This window comes from Halorussus sp. MSC15.2, from assembly GCF_010747475.1.
Lineage (GTDB): Archaea > Halobacteriota > Halobacteria > Halobacteriales > Haladaptataceae > Halorussus.
The window spans coordinates 1-17,090 of the sequence record NZ_VSLZ01000009.1; the positions used below are offsets into that span (position 1 = coordinate 1).

Consider the following 17,090-nt stretch of genomic DNA (forward strand, 5'->3'; position numbering starts at 1 on the left):
TAGGTGATTCGCGCCATCCCCTCGAAGTGGGCGCCCCAGTTCAATAAGAGTGATTGCGGCGCTCGGGCGTCGCCGCGAGACCGCATGCGACACGCGTTTAGGGACCGCGCCCCCAATTCGGACCATGAGCAGTGAACGGGCCAACAGCGAGCGAACGAGACGCCGCCGGTCCCACCACTGGTACTGGGTGGCCGCCATCCCGGCGACGTTCCTCCTGTGGCTGGCGACTCTCGGGTGGCTCGCGCTGGCCTCCTCGTGGGAGGCGTTCGGATTCGGCGGCAACACGGTCGAACTCTCCCTCGTCGTGCTCGGCGTACCGTTCGTGTTCCTGACGGCCTACTTCCCGCTGGCGGTGTATCGGGACGCTGACTACGTGAACCGGACCAGCGGTAAGTGGGCACCCGAACCGATGCGGATGGCGCTGGCCGCCGGACTCGGTCTCGTCGTGATGATTCTAGTCGGCGTTCCGTCGCTGTTCTTCGGACTCCCGCCGACGTACGGGGTCGTCGCGGGGTTCGTCGTCAGCGTCCCCTTCGCGGCCTACTACCTCTCGAAGCGCCGCGAACACGTCGGCATCCCCGACGTGCCGTGGTGACTCACTCCGGGAGGTCCGTCTCCGCCTCGGCGTCGAGGTAGTCGTACAGCGCCCGGTAGAGGCCCGACGACTCGCTACCGTCGGTACCCGACCCGTCTTCTCCGTCGGACTCCCGCAGCGTCTCCCAGTCGCCGACCAGCGCGAGGAATCGCTCGGCGCGGGTCAGCGCGACGTTGAGTCGTCGCGGACCGTCCGGGTCGCGGCCGAGGAACCCCACGTCGCCGCGGTCGTTGCTCCGGACGAACGAAACGACGATAGCCTCGCGCTCGCCGCCCTGGAAGGAGTCGATGGTGTCCACCTCGACCTCCCGGTCGAGTCGCCCCCGAATCTCGTGGACCTGCCCCTCGTAGGGCGTGACGACGCCGACGTTCTCCGGGCGGACGCCGGCGTCGAGCAGTCGCTCGACTATCGAGACGACTTCCTCGGCCTCCGCCGGGTTGGCGTACGAGTGGGAGTCGTCGGTCCGCTCTGACCCCGACACGTCCGCGCGGACGACCGCCGGGAGGCCGTCTATCGGGGTCACGTCCCGGCCGTTCCGGAGCGCGCCGTCGTAGAACCTGTCGGCCGGGAAGCGGGCGATGGTCTCGTGCATTCGGTACTGGGTGGTTAGCATCGTGCCGAGTCGATGCCCGTACACGCCGCTAGACTGCCGGTCCGACGAGTCTCGCGAACCGGACGTTCGCTCACCCCCGTCCTCGGCGTAGAGATGCTCGAACAGCGAGTGGTGGCGGTCCTCGTCGGGAGTCGTCCGGGCGTCGAACGGCGGGAGTTGGCGGTGGTCGCCCGCGAGGACCAGACGGTCTCCCTCGACGGCCGGAACGAGCGTCGAGGGGACGGTCGATTGGGTCGCCTCGTCCACGACCACGAGGTCGAAGTCGGCGTCGAGTTCGGCCGCGCTGTTGTTGGTCGTCGCCACCACGTCGGCGGTGGCCGGGTCGCCCCCGCCGTGGCGGCCGTAGTTGTCCCGGACGAACGCCTCGTCGGAGTGGTCGGCGCGGTGGCGGGCGAGGTCGAACTCGTCCTCGACCGCGGCGTAGTAGTGGAGCGACCCCTCGTCGGGGTGGCCCTCGGCGCTGGCCCCGACGAGCAGGTTGTCCACGGCCTGATTCGAGTCGGCGCACGCGAGGACGCGCTCGCCGGTCTCGACCGCCCGGCGGACGACCTCGACCAGCGTCCGGGTCTTGCCGGTCCCCGGCGGGCCGTGGATGCAGAAGGCGTCGTCGGCGTAGCACGCCCGGGTCGCGGCGAGTTCCTGTCGCTCGTTCAGGTCTGGGTCGGCCGGGCGCGCCCGGCGACCGGTCTCGCAGGCGAACGTGGCGTCCCGGTTGCCGGTGAGCAGGTCGCGGAGACCGGGGTCCGACCGGGCGGCCTCGACCGCGTCGGCCTCCCGGCCCGTCGGCAGGTCGTTGAGCAGGAGCGAGAGACCGAGCGAGTCGGCGGATTCGAGGGCGTCTACCGCGGCGTCGGGGGCGTCCGCGTCGTCGGCGCGGAGCACGAGGTCGATAGTGAAGTCGGCGATTCGGTCCACCGTCGCCTCGACCGGGAGGCGGTCCGGCGCGGCGCTGGGGTCGTTGCTGTGGAGGAGAACGTCGTTTCCCTCGAAGATGCGAAAGCGGTCGGTCACGTCGCCGTGGGTGTTCTCGGCGAGGACGTGGAACCGGACGCGGTTCTCGTCGGTGCGGGAGAAGCCGCCGATGTCGGAAATCGCGGAGTCGCCGTCGGCGGCCCGCTGGCCGGGCGTGCGGTGGCTCGCCGTCTCGCGGTTTCGCTCACGTTCGCTCTCGCGCTCCGCATCGACGAACGCCGCGAGGCGGTCGAAGTAGTCGTCGGGGTCCTCGGAGCGCTCCGGCGGTTCGCGGCTCAGCGGGTGGTCGGCGTAGTCGGGGAGGTCGTCGGGTTCGAAGCCGGGGAGCCAGAACCGGACCCGGCGGGCCAGCGGTGTGTCCGCGAAGTCGTCGGCCGAGAGGGGTTCGGGGTCGCCGTCCGCGTCGAGGGAGACGAACACGTCGCCCCGGACCGGGTGGTCCTCGTAGACCACGTACTCGTCGGTGAGCGCGGCCGAGTCCGGTTCGTGGAGGGGGACGCAGAGCCAGTCGTCGCGGTCGGAATGGGCGAGGAATCGGGCGCGGTTCGGGAGGACGGAGACGAGTTCCTCGATAGGGAGCGAGTCGTCGGCACTCGGCGCGTCGGCGTCCGGTCCGCCGGGGCGTGCGAGGCCCTCGTCGTCGGGGCGCACGTGACGGGCGTCGCCGGGGTCGAACTGGCGGACGGCGTACTCGAACAAGAGAGTCACGGGTGGAACCGTTAGGAGAGCGAGGCGTAAAGCCTGATTGGGGGTGTCGAGGTGGAAACCGGAATCGCGTCCGCGAGGAGAACGAACAGGGTTTCAACCTCCGGCGCGGACGCTCACACATGAGCAAACACGGGACCGAGATACGCCTCGCCACGCGGGGGTCGGACCTCGCGCTCCGGCAGGCGGCCGAGGTGAAGGCCGCGCTGGAGGACCGGCGATTCGACGTGGAACTGGTGGAGGTCGAGACGACGGGCGACGAGATTCGGGACGAACTCATCCACCGCCTCGGCAAGACCGGGGCGTTCGTCCGGAGTCTGGACGAGAAGGTGCTGTCGGGGGAACTCGACGGCGCGATTCACTCGATGAAGGACATGCCGACCGACAGCCCCGAGGAACTGGTGGTCGCCGCCATCCCCGAACGCGCCAGCGCGAACGACGTGCTGATAACCCCGGACGGGACGGAACTGGACGAGCTCCCCGAGGGCGCGACTGTCGGCACCTCCAGCCTCCGACGGAAGGCCCAGTTGCTGAACTACCGCGACGACCTGAACGTCGAACCCCTCCGCGGGAACGTGGACACCCGCGCCGAGAAACTGCTCGCGCCCGCACTCCAGCGCGAACACGAGGAGCGAACGCAGGCCGAGAAGGAGAAGCAGTCGGACAAGGCGATGGCCCAGAAGGGCCACAAGAAGGAGTACGAGGGCGAGTTCGACCGGACCGTCGAAGAGTGGTTCAACGACCTCGCCGAGGTCGAGCGCCGGGCGTTAGAGCGGGAGGTCGAGACCGAGTACGACGCCATCGTCCTCGCGCAGGCCGGACTCGAACGGAGCGGTCTGGCCCACCACCTCGACTACGTCGAGTTGCCCAGCAGTCAGTTCGTCCCCGCACCCGGACAGGGTGCGCTCGCGCTGACCGCGCTCGACAGCGAACTCGCGGGCGACGTGAACACCGTCCTCGACCACCCCAGAACGCGGGTCGAGACCACCGTCGAGCGAACCATCCTCGCCGAGTTGGGCGGCGGATGCGTCGCGCCCATCGGTGTTCACGGCCTGATTCAGGGCGAGAACGTCCACGTGGACGTACAGGTGTTCTCGCAGGATGGCACGGAGGTCATCGAGGCCAGTCGGGACGTACCGGTCGAGAACCACGTCTCGGCCGCCAAGGAGTTCGCGGCCGACCTCGCCGAGCAGGGTGCCGACGACCTCATCGAGGCCGCGAAGGCCGACGACGAGGAACGAGAGAGCAAGCGGGGTGAGTCCGTCCATCAGGAGGACGAGTGAGATGAGTCGAGACGTGCGAGTCGCCGTCTTCCGACCCGACGACGAACGACTCGCCGAGGCCGAGCAACTGCTGGACTCGCTCGGTGCCGAGACCGTCGCCGACCCGATGCTGGAAGTCCGACCGACGGGCGAGACGCCGCGAGACGGGGCGTACGTCGTCCTGACGAGCAAGACCGGCGTGGAGTTGGCCGCGGAGGCCGGGTGGGACCCCGACGGCGCGACGGTCTGCGCCATCGGCGAGAGTACGGCCGAGGCGCTCCGCGACGCGGGATACGACGTGGACGTCGTGCCCGAGGAGTTCTCCTCGGCCGGACTGGTCGAAGCCCTCGAAGACGAGGTCGAGGGCGAACGCGTCGAAGTCGCCCGGAGCGACCACGGGAGCGACGTGCTGACGGACGGCCTCGCCGACGCGGGGGCCGACGTAAACGAAACTACGCTATATCAATTGGTGCGTCCCGAGGGGTCCGGCGAGTCGGCCGCCCTCGCGGCGGCGGGGGACCTCGACGCCGCCGTCTTCACCTCGTCGCTGACGGTGGGCCACTTCTTGGAGGCGGCCGAGGAGCGCGACGTCCGGGAGAAGGCAATCGCGGGTCTGAACGACGCCGTGGTCGGCGCTATCGGCGACCCGACCCGCGAGATGGCCGAGTCCGAGGGCATCGAGGTGGACGTGGTGCCCGAAGTCGCGGACTTCGAGGCGTTGGCCTGCGAGGTCGTGGAGACGGCCGCGCCGACGTATCACGAGTGACCGCGACGCCGGTAGCTATCTTCTCGCTCTCGGTCGAATTCCCGGACGGAACGCGGTTTCTGTCCGTCCCGCCGAGCGAATTTTCCGACGCGAACCCGAACGGCCCGACGAGCGTGACGGACCCGATACGCCGCTGTCCGGACCACGGTTTCGTGACCGCACCTGCCAGCGGTGACCCGGACTGTCCGGAGTGCGGCGCGGACGTCGAGCGAGTGCTCCCGGGCGAGCGCAGACGCCGCCTCTCGAAGTTCGTCAGCGGCGCGCTCCGCCACTTCCCCGACGAGGCCGGTCTCGAACTGGACGACAGCGGGTGGGCCGACTACGCCGCCCTCGAAGACGCGGTGGTTAGCAAGTACGAGTGGGCCGACCCGCAACTCCTCGCCGCGGTGGTCGCCACCGACCCCAAGGGCCGATTCGAGCGCGAAGGGGGTCGGATTCGCGCGGCGTACGGTCACTCGGTGGACGTGACGCTGGGAGCGAGTGAAAACGACGCCGAGAACGAGATTCCCGACCGACTCTACCACGGTACCGACCCGGACAATCTGGACTCGATTCACGCGGAGGGGTTACACTCCATGAACCGGCAGGAGGTTCACCTTTCGGGGACGCCCGCCGAGGCCCGTGAGGTGGGACGTCGGCACACCTCGAGTCCGGTCGTCCTCGAAATCGACGCGTCCGAGATGGTCGCGGACGGCCACCGAATCTCGAAGCGCGGCGCGGAGACGTACACCGCCGACGAGGTACCGCCGGAGTATTTGGACGTTCGAGAGCAGGAGGAGAGGGACTGAGACGGACGGGAGGACTCCGAAGCGGGAGACGCAGAACTTTATAAGTAATAACGACTTACCTTGCTCCGAATGGCTTCCGCTGGTCCAGTTCCCGCTCTCGCAGAGCGCGCCGCCGCGTGCGCCGACCGCTTGCGAGACGCCGACGAGGTGTTGCTCGCGTCCCACATCGACGCCGACGGACTGACGAGTGCGGCGATAGCGTCGCGGGCGCTCGAACGCGCGGGCGTCCCGTTCGAGACCGTCTTCAGCAAGCAGTTGGACGCCGACGAAATCGCGTCCATCGCGGCGACCGACTACGAGACGGTGCTGTTCACCGACTTCGGGAGCGGCCAGTTGGACCTCATCGCCGACCACGAGCGGGCGGGCGAGTTCACCCCGGTTATCGCCGACCACCACCAACCGGCAGAGGCGGACACCGAGTTCCACCTGAATCCGCTGTTGTTCGACATCGACGGCTCCTCGGAACTCTCAGGCGCGGGTGCGGCGTACGTCCTCGCGCGCGCGTTGGAACCAAACGGGACCGACAACCGCGACTTGGCGGCGCTCGCGGTGGTCGCGCAGTCGGCGACATGCAGACGACCGACGGTGAACTCGTCGGGGCGAACCAGTCCATCGTCTCCGAAGGCGTCGAGGCGGGCGTCGTGGAGACGGCGACCGACCTGACGCTGTACGGCAAACAGACGCGGCCACTGCCGAAACTGCTCGAATACGCCAGCGACGCGTACATCCCCGGCATCACGAACGACGAGAGCGGCGCGCTCCGGTTTCTCGACGGTCTCGACGTGGACCTGAAAAACGAGGACGGCGAGTGGCGGTGCTGGGTGGACCTGAACGAGGACGAACGCAGTACGGTCTCGAACGCGCTCCTCCAGCGCGCCGTGTCGAGGGGCGTCAGTTCCGACCGAATCGAGGGACTCGTCGGGACGAGCTACGTCCTCACCGCCGAACCCGAGGGCACCGAACTCCGGGACGTGAGCGAGTTCTCCACCCTCCTGAACGCGACGGCGCGCTACGAACGTGCCGACGTGGGGCTGGCGGTCTGCCTCGGCAACCGCGACGGGGCGCTCGACTGCGCGCAGAACCTGCTCGCCAACCACCGGCGGAACCTCTCGGAGGGTCTCCGGTTCGTCGAGCGCGAGGGCGTCACCCGCGAGGAGCACATCCAGTGGTTCCACGCCGGAGACGAAATCCGCGAGACCATCGTCGGTATCGTCGCCGGGATGGCGGTCGGGTCGGACGGCATCGAGCGCGGGACGCCCATCGTCGCCTTCGCCGAGAAGACCGACGACGGAGAGGTGACGGAGGTGAAGGTCTCGGCACGCGCCACGCCATCGCTCACGCGCCGCGGTCTCGACCTCTCGGTGGTGATGCGCGAGGCGTCGCAGGCGGTCGGCGGCGACGGCGGCGGTCACAACGTCGCCGCGGGCGCGACGGTGCCGAAGGGCACCGAGGAGGAGTTCGTCGAGCGCGCCGACGAACTCGTGGGCGAGCAGTTAGGATAGCCGACGGCGAGACAGAACGGGACACACGTATTTTCGAGCGGTTACGGTCGATAGCACCGCCGTTCCGCGGGCCTGTGAGTTCGAAGTGACGGATTGAGCGTCTCTGTCCGCCAAATTCGGCGACCGCGTCGAGGTTCCTCTGGCAGCTATCGTCGAGCGAGGGGACAGAATTAATATCGCGGTATTTGATTTATGAGAGTGGTGGTGCCGATTTACCCCGACTTACCGAATTACGTGACGAGACGGAAGATAGCTAACCGGAACAGCCACCTCACGCTCGGCGAGTCATCCGAGTCAGTAGGCGCGTACCGAAATTCACTCAGTCGAGTCGGACGGTCAGGCGTACGTCGGGGAAACCATCGGTGCCGGCGGGAAGGAAGGTCCCGAAGCGACGGGAGTTCTCAGTACTAGATGGGAGAACGTGGACTGGTCCGGAGTTGTATTCTACTGTTGTCCTCGCGCACGCGCGACCGTTACTCACGGGCCACCGCGACGCGGCATCGCCCGACTTTTATCCGCGCTCGTCCAATTCCGGCACATGAGCGACTTCGACCCCGAGAAGTTCGAGGACAAGTACGTCCACTACTTCAACGAACTCCAGAAGGCGTACAAGAACGCGTTCAACCGACTCAACGAACGGTACGACTCCGAACTCATTCACGCCATCGACCAGCAGATTCTGAACGAGTCCGAACCCTTCTACGAGGGTGACGGCGAGTTCCGCGTCGAACTCCCGGAGAACCCGACCGAGCGCGTGCAGGCCATCGTAGTGGACGACGAGAAACTCGAAGAGATGCTCGATATCTACGTCGAAGAAATCGAGACGGAACTTCGTCGCGTGTTCGGTTTCGAGTCCGAGAGCGAGGCGTAGTTCAGATTCAGCCAACGCGGATACGGCGGTTTTTCAGCGGTATTCCGACGTTCCTCTGTGTGGGCCACGTAAGGGGACTGAGCCGGGGTTGGTCGCTATAAATTACCTATCGCTATATTCAATACCGGCTTGAGTCTCGACTTCGACCGATACGCAGCGAGAATCCGACGAGTGTAGCCGAGTTCGAAGCCATCGAGGCGGCGGGTCGGTTCTCCTCCGTGCGAGGATTAGGGACACACGGGCGCGGGGAGACGGTGAACTGTGTATAGAGCGTTTCAGTCGAAGCGTAGCTCTCCAGGACGATTACCACGTGACCCCTCGCTCGGGAGAAGCGGTTTCAGAGCATCCAATCACGATTCCTATCCGGACAACGAGTTCCGGGGGCGACCGCGGGTGTCCATCGAGTAGAGGCGACCTGAGCAGGTTCGACGTGAGGCCGGATTCGAGATTCGTTCAGTGAATATCGATTTACGGTTAATATATCCTATTCGTCTTTAGTTATCAATTCCCGACAGTGTTTAAACGAATGTGTTTATTAATCTAAGATACAGTTATTACACCACCATCCAATTCACAAGTCGAAGCAATGGTTGAAAAAGAAAACCGCGTAAATAGAAGTCGTCGTAGTGCGATAAAATCTCTCGGTGCTGCAGCGGTCGGTCTCTCTACCGCTCCGATGTTGGGCAGCGCAAAACCGGGCGACGAGGAGATTTACGAGCGAGCGTACCGAATCCTCGAAAAGACCGGAAGTCACGAAAAGTTCAATCAGTACATGAAGAAGAAGGGGCTTTTCGTCTCCACCGTCCAGAACACGTACACGGTCCCCCGCCCGTCTACCTCCGATGGGGAAGTCGGAACGCAGTACTTGGACAAGGCGGACTTGAACACTGGTCTCACCTTGACGGCCTACTCCAGTACGGACACCAAGTACACCGCGACGATTTCGTGGGATTGGTCCCGACAAGACGCCGACGACTGGGGCGAACCGCCGAAGGACCTTGTCGGATTCTTCTGGCGAGACAACGAGTGGTACGTACAGGGTTCGGAGTACGACTACATCGACAAACACGTCTCGTTCCACTCCAGCAAGAACGACGGTGACGAAGGAATGGTCTTCGACTTCAACGATTCGAAGGGTGACGGTGGCGACCGGCACTGGGCCTCCATCGAAGCGCGGTACGACGCCGAGAACGTCGACTCGGAAAAGAGACAGATATTCGGAAAGTACGTTCACACGTACGATTCGTTCTCGTATCCCGAGGTTTCGGTCGGTCTCCCGAAGGGTATCGACATCACGTCTCCGAGTGACGTCGACGGGAAAACGTGGACGTCCGAGGAGACCGAGGACGACGAGCGTCTCGTCGTTTCACCCGACAATATGGTGGTCACGTAATCAGGTGCTCGGACAGTCGAACGCGGCTAGTCGAACAGCCATGTAGGTATCCGTTTTCGAGTCGGCGGTCGGGTTGAAGAAGGGAACCGACGACGGCGAACTACCGGAATGCGGAGTCCGACTATCCGCAGTTCTGAACGCTCGTTTCGACGTCGTCGTTCCGGAGCGTAACTCGCAGGCGATTCGGTTGGTCGCCGGTACAACCGAACGACGTTATCAGTTCCGGGTCTCGCCCGTGTTCGAACTCGTCTTGACCGGTCCAGACGTGGATACGGTACTCTCGGTCTGCGTTCGAGATTTCGAGCGCGTGGATAGTTTCCGCCTGAGAGGACAATTCGTCCGAGGAACGAGGCGGAAGGGTAACGGACTGGACCCACACCTCTTCGTCGTCGTCCACTCGTTCGACCGTGACCGTAGCGAGTTTCTTCTGCTCCGAGTCGTTCGTAATCGTAACGTTCACCTCACCCACGGTCTGGTTACCGCGCGAAAACGAGGAGCACCCCGCAACCAGCGACAGTGTTCCGAGGCAACCAGCAGAGAGAAACGACCGGCGGGACCATTTAGGAGACATCGACTGAGCCTACAGATGCGAGTGCGAAATACTTTCTCCCTGTCTTTCTGTTGAAATATGCGGGCGAAGCAGCCCTAGCTGCATCCCGGACGAAAGCGCAGAGCGCCAGTCGAACGACGATGGCCTCGGAGTGTTGAACCAAAGGCCTAAGACTTCCCGAAACCAACTTCGCCGTATGAGTACCGAGACTCAGGACGAAGGGGACGACCTCGAGGAGCGCGTCAGCAACTTCCTGCGGCGCAACTTCCCCCAGATTCAGATGCACGGCGGCAGCGCGGCCATCCAGAACATCGACCGCGAGACAGGAGAAGTTCACATCCAACTGGGCGGCGCGTGCAGTGGCTGTGGCATCTCGCCGATGACGATTCAGGCCATCAAGAGCCGCATGGTGAAGGAGATTCCCGAAATCGAGCAGGTTCACGCCGACACCGGTATGGACGGCGGTGGCGGTATGGGCGGCAGTGGCGGCATGAGTCCGTCGTTCCCCGGCGAGACGACCGACGACGGCGAGGACAGCGACGAAGGTCCGCAGGCTCCCTTCTAAGTCCGGATTGTCGCACGGAAACGTCCCGATTCTTCGCGTAGAACGCGGCTAACATCAGGATATTTATCCCGCAGGGAGTTGGACGGTACTGGTATGACCAACGACGACGCTGCGGGGAACGTCGTGTTCGTGGTCATGGACACGGTTCGCAAGAGCCATCTCTCAGTCTATGGCTACGACCGACCGACGACGCCGGGCTTGGAGCGGTTCGCCGACGAGGCGGCCGTCTTCGAGCAGGCGGTCGCCCCCGCTCCGTGGACCCTCCCGGTCCACGCCTCGCTGTTCACGGGGATGTACCCGAGCGAACACGGTGCGAGCCAAGAGAATCCGTACCTCGAAGGTGCGACGACGCTCGCCGAGACACTCTCGGGTGCGGGTTACGAGACGGCCTGCTACTCCTCGAACGCGTGGATTACGCCCTACACGCACCTCACCGACGGCTTCGACAGTCAGGACAACTTCTTCGAGGTGATGCCCGGGGACTTCCTGTCGGGACCGCTGGCGAAGGCTTGGAAGGCGATGAACGACAACGACTCGCTCAGGAAGGTGGCCGACTACCTCGTCAGCGTCGGCAACAAGATTCACGAGTACACCGCCTCCGGGGAGGGTGCCGACTCGAAGACGCCGCAGGTCATCGACCGGACGATGGAGTTCATCGACGACGCGGACGACGATTACTTCGCGTTCATCAACTTGATGGACGCCCACCTGCCGTACCACCCGCCCGAAGAGTACAAGGAGGAGTTCGCGCCCGGCGTCGATTCCAGCGAGGTCTGCCAGAACTCCAAGGAGTACAACTGCGGTGCCCGCGACATCTCCGACGACGAGTGGGAGGCCATCGAGGGTCTCTACGACGCCGAAATTCGACACATCGACGCCGAACTCCAGCGCCTGTTTTCGTGGATGCGGGAGAACGACGAGTGGGAGGACACGATGGTCGTCGTCTGCGCCGACCACGGCGAACTCCACGGCGAACACGACCTCTACGGCCACGAGTTCTGCATCTACGACCCTCTCGTCAACGTGCCGCTGCTGGTCAAGCACCCCGAGATGGACCCCGGCACTCGCGAGGACCAGCAGGTCGAACTCGTGGACCTCTACCACACCGTGCTGGACCACACCGGCGTCGAGGCCGAACGCTCGACGGTTCCGCTCGACCGGACGCGGTCGCTCCTCGACGCCGATTACCGCGACTTTGCTGAAGGCGACTACGCCTTCGTGGAGTACTACCGGCCGGTCGTAGAACTGAAGCAGTTAGAGCAGAAGGCCAGCGACGCCGGCATCGAGTTGGACCGCGACTCCCGGTTCTACTCCCGGATGCGGGCCGCGCGCCGCCCCGACGCCAAGTACATCCGGAACGAGCGCATCGCCGACGAGTTCTACCACCTCGACGAGGACCCGGAGGAGTCGGACGACGCCTACGGCGAGGGCAGCGACGAGGAGGGCGAACTCGAAGGCGCGCTCTCGGAGTTCGAGCAGAGCGTGGGCGGCGAGTGGAAGGAAGTCGAGGACGACGACGTGCTGGACGACATGAGCGACGACGCTAAGGACCGGCTACAGGACCTCGGATACATCGACTGATATCGACCGACGGGGTCGTCCGGCGCGACGCGACTCGAATCGAGAAGACTGAACGGTCGTCTCCCTTTCTACACCGAATCGATGCCGACCACGCTAACGACCGTGCCGCCAATCGCGATGGGTACCCAGTAGACAGCGCCGCGGAAGATTATCACGGCGGCGAAGGCGGTCTCCCAGCCGACCGCGGCACCGGGGAGGCTGGACAGCAGACCGACGAGTACCGCTTCGATGCCGCCCGCGCCGCCGGGGAGCGGCGTGACCCCCGCGATAGCGCCCACCGGTACGACGAACAGGAGGACGGAGAACGGAATCGGCGAGCCGATGGCCAAGAACGCCAGCCAGAGCGCGACCATCTGGCACACCCATCCCACCGTCGAGGCGGTGAGCGCGAGCGTCAGTCCGCGCCGGTTCGTCGCCACGCGCTCTATCGAGTCGAAGAACTCGCCGACGCGAGATTCGAGGGTGTCCCGTTTGAGCGACACGTCCACGGGAGCGACTCGGGTGACGAATCGAAGTATCGGCGCGAGCACTCGCGCGATAACGCGCTGCAGCGCCTGCCGGTTCCGCCAGCCGAAGAACCCGACGAAGGGGACGGCCACCGAGAGGACGACGATGGCCGCCGTGGCGAGTCGGAGGCGGCGACCGAACGAGGTCTGGGTCGCGTAGAACCCGGCACCGCCCAGCGCGAGGACGATTGACGGGACGAAGTTGAGCGAGTCCACGCTCGCGATGGCCGCCAGTCCGCGCTCGTACTCCGTGTCCGCCACCTTCGAGATGAGCAGTGCGGTGACGGGTTCACCGCCCGCCTGCCCGAACGGCGTGATGTTGTTCGAGAACATCGCCCCGTTCAGGATGAAGAACGACTTGAGGAACGACACGTCGACGCCGAGTACGTCGAGGACCGTCCGGAGACCGAACCCCCACGCCGCCAGCCAACCGAGCGTGACCACCACGAGGAGCGCGACCATCTCGCCGTCGGCCCGCCGGAGTTCTCGGACGAGTCCCTCGACGCCGACGAAGTACGAGAGCAGACCCAGAATCGCGAACGTACCGAGAAACCCGAGAATGGTAGTTCGCAACTGCGCGTCGTTCATGGGCTACGCTTGCTTTCTGCATTAATCAGTATGTCGGAATCTCCACCCGTATCGGACGGAGAAAGGGGAACTTAGAGAGAGTTGCGACGTGCGTAGTCGTCCGTACGGCCGCGTTTCAAACGGTTAGCTATCGGAGTAACGGACGACCCGTTCACTCTTTCGGGTGCTCCACGGGTCCGTTCTCCCACGCCCGAAGCAGGTTCGTCAGCGTCCGGTTGACCGGGACCGTTCGGTCGGTCTCGCGCGCGCGGGCGAGAACGTATTCGTTGATGGCCCCGACTTCGGTCCGCCTGCCAGCCAACACGTCTTGGTACATCGAGGACGTGTTTTGGGCGGTGGTCTCGGCGACGCGCTCGACGGCGTTGACGGCTTCGTCGTCGCCCAGTTCGACGCCCTGTTCGCGTGCGACGCGAGCCGTCTCGCGGGCCGCGTCCGCGGCGACGTCGCGGGCCGGACCGTCGAGGAGCGCACCGTTCTCCACGCGGGCCAGCGCGGTCGTGGCGTTGATGCCCGCGTTGACCGCCAACTTCTCCCAGAGGCGGCGAGGCATGTCGTCGGCGACGGTGGTCTCGATTCCCGCGGTACCGAAGGCCCGACCCACCGCGTCGGCTATCTCGGCGGTGCCGCCCGTGCGCGGGCCGAGGACGACTTCGCCGCGGCCGGTACACTCGACTTCGCCCGGTTCGCGGAGGACCGCGCCGTAGGTCGCGGTTCCGGCGAGGACCGGGCAGTCGAGCGACTCGGCGAGCGTCTCCTCGTTGCCCATCCCGTTCTGGAGTGAGAGCGCGGCGTCGAACTCGCCGGTCGCGAGGGTCTCTCCCGCCGCCTCGGTGTCGAAGGCCTTGACGGTCACCACCGCGAGGTCCGCCGCGAGACCGGTCCCGTCGGTGGTCGCGCCGGGGCGAACCGCGAAGTCGAACCGGCCCCCCACGCGGAGACCGGACTCGCGCACCGCCGCGACGTGGGGGTCGCGTCCGACGAGCGTGACCGCGTGTTCGCGGGCGAGCAGGCCCCCGACGAGGCTTCCGAGGCTTCCCGCGCCGAACACGACGATTTCCATGTCTCCTCGTCGGGGTCGCGGGTAGAAAAATCGGTGTGTCTCGGAGTCGGTCCGGTTCTCGCGACCGGGTAGTTCGTCTCAGTCCTCGGTCCAGTACATCAGCGCTTCCTTCGGTTCGCCGCAGTTCGGACACTCGTCCGGAATCCCGTCGTCTATCTCGCCCATCTCGCCGCACTCGGTACACCGCCACATCAGTTCGCCCTCGCCGTACTCGTGACCCGCGCGAGAGTGTTCGACGCTCAGACTCTCGACGCCCTCTCGCGTGGTGACGAAGAACCCGCCGCGCTCGAAGCCGCGAATCTGGCCGATTTCGTTGCCGTCGTCGTCGTAGACGCTCTGGCCCAAGTCGAGTTGCATGATGGTCTCGGATGCCTGCTCGTCCCCGTCGTCCTCTAGTGGTTGCTCACCGTGGCCACTCATACGGTGAGGTACGGCGTAGGTACTGATAAAACTCGTCGCCGATTCACGTAAGCGGAAAGAAGTTGTCGATAACTACGGTAGGTTCACAAAACTACAAAATTTGGATATTACTCCGACGGTTTCGCGGAAACCGTTTCGATGTCGGCGTTCCAATCGATGACTGCGTTTGCTTCAGTCGGTTGGATTCCCCGGTTTGGAACGCGGACGAGGATGAGGTGGAGGGGAGACACGTTGAGTCCACCATTAGTTTCGAGTTCTTCGAATCGGAGCTGGAGCGATTGAGTCCCGACACCGCTAACTGACTGGAGAATCAACCGGAAGGATTGCCCGGAGACCCGAGCTTCCAATCCAATAACACTTTCTGAGCCAAAGTCTGTCTCATCAAGGAATGTACGCATCTCTTTAGAGGCTACTGACTCGTCCACGTATTTCCTCCAGTCGTCCGTCGTGAACAGTCGAAGTATCGGTTCAGTTCCACTGCCCAACATACTGTGGTCGAGGTCGCGCTGTCTTGCCACGTCATAGGACGTTCTATTTAGTGCTGGTCCCGTAGTCACGGTCTCAGAGTATGACGTAGTGGTCGGTCGCTCCCTAGTCGTTCCCGAGGAGGTCGTGTTACTGTCCTCGTTCATCGTTGTCGCGTCGGTCGGTGTTCTCGATGTTCGTGTCGATTCTGAGGCGGTGAGGCACCCCGAAAGACCGCAAACCGAAAGTATCGCCGAGAGGAGCTGGCGTCGGTTTCTAATCACAGGTCAGGGACATGAAGGACGTTACCAAGCTTTGAGGCGCTACTCGGGCAAACTACTTTGTCGCTCATATTGTTGTACTTCGAGAGATGCCTCTCGTAGCTAATACTTCCGTGTTCAGCGTAATGGAGGGAAGAACCAGCGGCGACAACTGGGGCCGCAAACGAAGTACCGGATTTTGCAGTTCCATCGTCGGTTTTGAAGTTGTAACAACTGTAGACGTTCGGTTGGAAGCCAGACGTACCTAAAGCATCGTAACACCAAGAGCAGTACTCGTAGTTGCTATCGGTATCGTCGTAAAGAACAGTTGCATAATTAGATTCATTCGCTCGGTTGTAGCCACCTGAACAACTCCCGCTGTACCCACCGACACCGATAGTGTAGTAGGAAGTAGCAGGATGACAGACCTCGCTTTCCATACTATCGTTTCCAGTTGCACAGGCGACAGCGTATCCAGCACTCGCGTAGGATTGCAATTCCTCGCAAAGGGTACTTGTGCAGTAACCGACGTCGTTAGTCGTCTCGACCGACATACTACTTACCGGGATATCATTCGTCAGAGCGTACTCAATTGCTTGACGAGCGGCACTAGCATTCGCGTTACCCGTGTCTGGATTGTAAACTTCTAGCGGGACGATGAAATTAGAATGCGGGTCTTTCTCTTTCAGCATGTAAGCGACCGTGTCCGCACAGTCTGTTCCGTGTGAATGGCCGCTTTTCCAATCACTGCCAATGAAATCTTTGGCTTTGTCAGTATCGATACCGTTCCATTCAACGTTAGCGTCTCCGATAGATTTTGCCCAGTTTTTCCCCCAATCTGTGTCCCCACTATACCCGGTACCAATGATTCCAACTTGATTGATGGTCGAGATAGTGTAGTTTACTGACTCGAAATCACTATGGCTAGCGGTCTTTAAATCATCCGCAGAAGGCGTCGAGCCACTAGCACTCACGTTCGAGTTTGCGCTATCTGGTAACTGGAGTTCGGGGTCAAAACCGATTTCGAGCACGAAATCGAGGGCCGCGATTTTCTCAAGGTCGTCGATAGCTACGTCTGAAAGCCCGACCTTTGTAGAAATTACCTCCGGAATAAATTCAATATCTCCAAAAGCTTTGAGGCGTTCAATCTCTTGTTCCCTCGGTTGCCATCCGTGTAGCGGACGACCGTACTGACCACGTGAAACTATTTCAGAACGCTCACCACACGTACTTACTGTAATGTCGATTGTTCCGGTTGAGGACGAACGGAGTTGGCGTTTTAAATCTGCTGTAAAGATGTGATTGCCGTCGCCAGTGCTTTCGTAGGCCTTGAGACGTTTCCGAAGCGTTCGAAGCTCGGAAACGTGTTTGAGGTAGACGCTACTCCTGACAGAAGTACCTTGCTGGCCGTATTTGTTATACGGTTGTGGAGTTTGCTTTTCCCTGATGCGCTCCGATGCAGTACCAACTCCGGCGAAACTCAGCGATGTGAAGGCTCCAATTCCCTTGATGTACTGACGCCGACTTGCGTTACTGCTATTATCGTTACCAGACATGCACTCGAATCAATTCACGTTTGGTTGAAATAATTTTCTTCTGGTTAGATATATTATTGTTTTGGATATGGT

The 17,090-nt window shown here is 63.2% G+C and carries 15 protein-coding genes and 1 pseudogene; 9 read left to right on the forward strand and 7 right to left on the reverse strand.

From position 1 onward, the window contains the following. Positions 1–124 precede the first annotated feature (124 nt). A complete protein-coding gene (locus FXF75_RS20740) occupies positions 125–595 on the forward strand; it encodes a hypothetical protein (RefSeq protein ID WP_163523980.1) in 471 nt (156 codons plus the stop codon). Between the two features lies 1 nt (position 596). On the opposite strand, the gene FXF75_RS20745 is transcribed toward FXF75_RS20740, so the two are convergent. Continuing rightward, positions 597–2,888 (reverse strand): AAA domain-containing protein, encoded by a 2,292-nt coding sequence (locus tag FXF75_RS20745; protein WP_163523981.1) that lies wholly within the window; start codon positions 2,886–2,888, stop codon positions 597–599. Between the two features lie 119 nt (positions 2,889–3,007). On the opposite strand from FXF75_RS20745, the gene hemC reads away from it, so the two are divergent. The 6 genes and pseudogenes from hemC (at position 3,008) to FXF75_RS20775 (ending at position 9,467) form a co-directional block, all read left to right on the forward strand. Further along, positions 3,008–4,168 (forward strand): hydroxymethylbilane synthase, encoded by a 1,161-nt coding sequence (gene hemC / locus FXF75_RS20750; protein WP_163523982.1) that lies wholly within the window; start codon positions 3,008–3,010, stop codon positions 4,166–4,168. A gap of 1 nt (position 4,169) precedes the next feature. Then, complete coding sequence (locus tag FXF75_RS20755) at positions 4,170–4,913, forward strand: uroporphyrinogen-III synthase (protein WP_163523983.1); 744 nt, start codon at positions 4,170–4,172, stop codon at positions 4,911–4,913. Between the two features lie 113 nt (positions 4,914–5,026). Then, positions 5,027–5,701: an RNA 2'-phosphotransferase gene (locus tag FXF75_RS20760; RefSeq protein ID WP_163524042.1), complete on the forward strand. Its 675-nt coding sequence runs from the start codon at positions 5,027–5,029 to the stop codon at positions 5,699–5,701. A gap of 69 nt (positions 5,702–5,770) precedes the next feature. Further along, positions 5,771–7,203, forward strand: a pseudogene (locus tag FXF75_RS20765) (DHHA1 domain-containing protein). Positions 7,204–7,741: 538 nt separating this feature from the next. Beyond that, positions 7,742–8,074 (forward strand): DUF5783 family protein, encoded by a 333-nt coding sequence (locus FXF75_RS20770; RefSeq protein ID WP_163523984.1) that lies wholly within the window; start codon positions 7,742–7,744, stop codon positions 8,072–8,074. A gap of 676 nt (positions 8,075–8,750) precedes the next feature. Then, positions 8,751–9,467: a hypothetical protein gene (locus FXF75_RS20775; RefSeq protein ID WP_163523985.1), complete on the forward strand. Its 717-nt coding sequence runs from the start codon at positions 8,751–8,753 to the stop codon at positions 9,465–9,467. A gap of 121 nt (positions 9,468–9,588) precedes the next feature. Here FXF75_RS20775 and FXF75_RS20780 read toward each other — a convergent pair whose 3' ends face one another. Further along, positions 9,589–9,927 (reverse strand): hypothetical protein, encoded by a 339-nt coding sequence (locus FXF75_RS20780; protein ID WP_163523986.1) that lies wholly within the window; start codon positions 9,925–9,927, stop codon positions 9,589–9,591. A gap of 286 nt (positions 9,928–10,213) precedes the next feature. Here FXF75_RS20780 and FXF75_RS20785 point away from each other — a divergent pair, with 286 nt between their 5' ends. Together FXF75_RS20785 and FXF75_RS20790 are read left to right on the forward strand one after the other, a co-directional pair. Then, on the forward strand, positions 10,214–10,582 hold the full coding sequence (locus FXF75_RS20785; RefSeq protein WP_163523987.1) for a NifU family protein: 369 nt from the start codon (positions 10,214–10,216) through the stop codon (positions 10,580–10,582). Between the two features lie 93 nt (positions 10,583–10,675). Continuing rightward, positions 10,676–12,163, forward strand: a complete 1,488-nt coding sequence (locus FXF75_RS20790) for a sulfatase (RefSeq protein WP_163523988.1) — start codon at positions 10,676–10,678, stop codon at positions 12,161–12,163. 68 nt (positions 12,164–12,231) lie between these two features. Here the strand turns inward: FXF75_RS20790 and FXF75_RS20795 are convergent, their stop codons facing one another. The 5 genes from FXF75_RS20795 to FXF75_RS20815 all read right to left on the reverse strand — a co-directional run bounded on the left by FXF75_RS20795 (position 12,232) and on the right by FXF75_RS20815 (position 17,018). Next, the gene (locus FXF75_RS20795; protein WP_163523989.1) at positions 12,232–13,257 is read right to left on the reverse strand and encodes a flippase-like domain-containing protein; all 1,026 of its coding nucleotides are present in this window, start codon (positions 13,255–13,257) and stop codon (positions 12,232–12,234) included. Positions 13,258–13,408: 151 nt separating this feature from the next. Then, positions 13,409–14,317 (reverse strand): ketopantoate reductase family protein, encoded by a 909-nt coding sequence (locus FXF75_RS20800; RefSeq protein ID WP_163523990.1) that lies wholly within the window; start codon positions 14,315–14,317, stop codon positions 13,409–13,411. Positions 14,318–14,395: 78 nt separating this feature from the next. After that, complete coding sequence (locus FXF75_RS20805) at positions 14,396–14,737, reverse strand: hypothetical protein (RefSeq protein WP_163523991.1); 342 nt, start codon at positions 14,735–14,737, stop codon at positions 14,396–14,398. A gap of 107 nt (positions 14,738–14,844) precedes the next feature. Further along, a complete protein-coding gene (locus FXF75_RS20810) occupies positions 14,845–15,369 on the reverse strand; it encodes a hypothetical protein (RefSeq protein WP_163523992.1) in 525 nt (174 codons plus the stop codon). Between the two features lie 113 nt (positions 15,370–15,482). Then, complete coding sequence (locus FXF75_RS20815; protein WP_163523993.1) at positions 15,483–17,018, reverse strand: S8 family serine peptidase; 1,536 nt, start codon at positions 17,016–17,018, stop codon at positions 15,483–15,485. Positions 17,019–17,090: the final 72 nt, after the last annotated feature.

Excerpts from the sequence above, each read along its gene's own strand:
- FXF75_RS20755 (WP_163523983.1), top strand. The coding sequence starts at position 4,170 with ATGAGTCGAGACGTGCGAGTCGCCGTCTTCCGACCCGACGACGAACGA.
- FXF75_RS20810 (WP_163523992.1), bottom strand. The coding sequence starts at position 15,369 with ATGAACGAGGACAGTAACACGACCTCCTCGGGAACGACTAGGGAGCGA.
- FXF75_RS20795 (WP_163523989.1), bottom strand. The coding sequence starts at position 13,257 with ATGAACGACGCGCAGTTGCGAACTACCATTCTCGGGTTTCTCGGTACG.
- FXF75_RS20785 (WP_163523987.1), top strand. The coding sequence starts at position 10,214 with ATGAGTACCGAGACTCAGGACGAAGGGGACGACCTCGAGGAGCGCGTC.
- hemC (WP_163523982.1), top strand. The coding sequence starts at position 3,008 with ATGAGCAAACACGGGACCGAGATACGCCTCGCCACGCGGGGGTCGGAC.
- FXF75_RS20805 (WP_163523991.1), bottom strand. The coding sequence starts at position 14,737 with ATGAGTGGCCACGGTGAGCAACCACTAGAGGACGACGGGGACGAGCAG.
- FXF75_RS20740 (WP_163523980.1), top strand. The coding sequence starts at position 125 with ATGAGCAGTGAACGGGCCAACAGCGAGCGAACGAGACGCCGCCGGTCC.
- FXF75_RS20790 (WP_163523988.1), top strand. The coding sequence starts at position 10,676 with ATGACCAACGACGACGCTGCGGGGAACGTCGTGTTCGTGGTCATGGAC.
- FXF75_RS20770 (WP_163523984.1), top strand. The coding sequence starts at position 7,742 with ATGAGCGACTTCGACCCCGAGAAGTTCGAGGACAAGTACGTCCACTAC.
- FXF75_RS20815 (WP_163523993.1), bottom strand. The coding sequence starts at position 17,018 with ATGTCTGGTAACGATAATAGCAGTAACGCAAGTCGGCGTCAGTACATC.
- FXF75_RS20775 (WP_163523985.1), top strand. The coding sequence starts at position 8,751 with ATGTTGGGCAGCGCAAAACCGGGCGACGAGGAGATTTACGAGCGAGCG.
- FXF75_RS20800 (WP_163523990.1), bottom strand. The coding sequence starts at position 14,317 with ATGGAAATCGTCGTGTTCGGCGCGGGAAGCCTCGGAAGCCTCGTCGGG.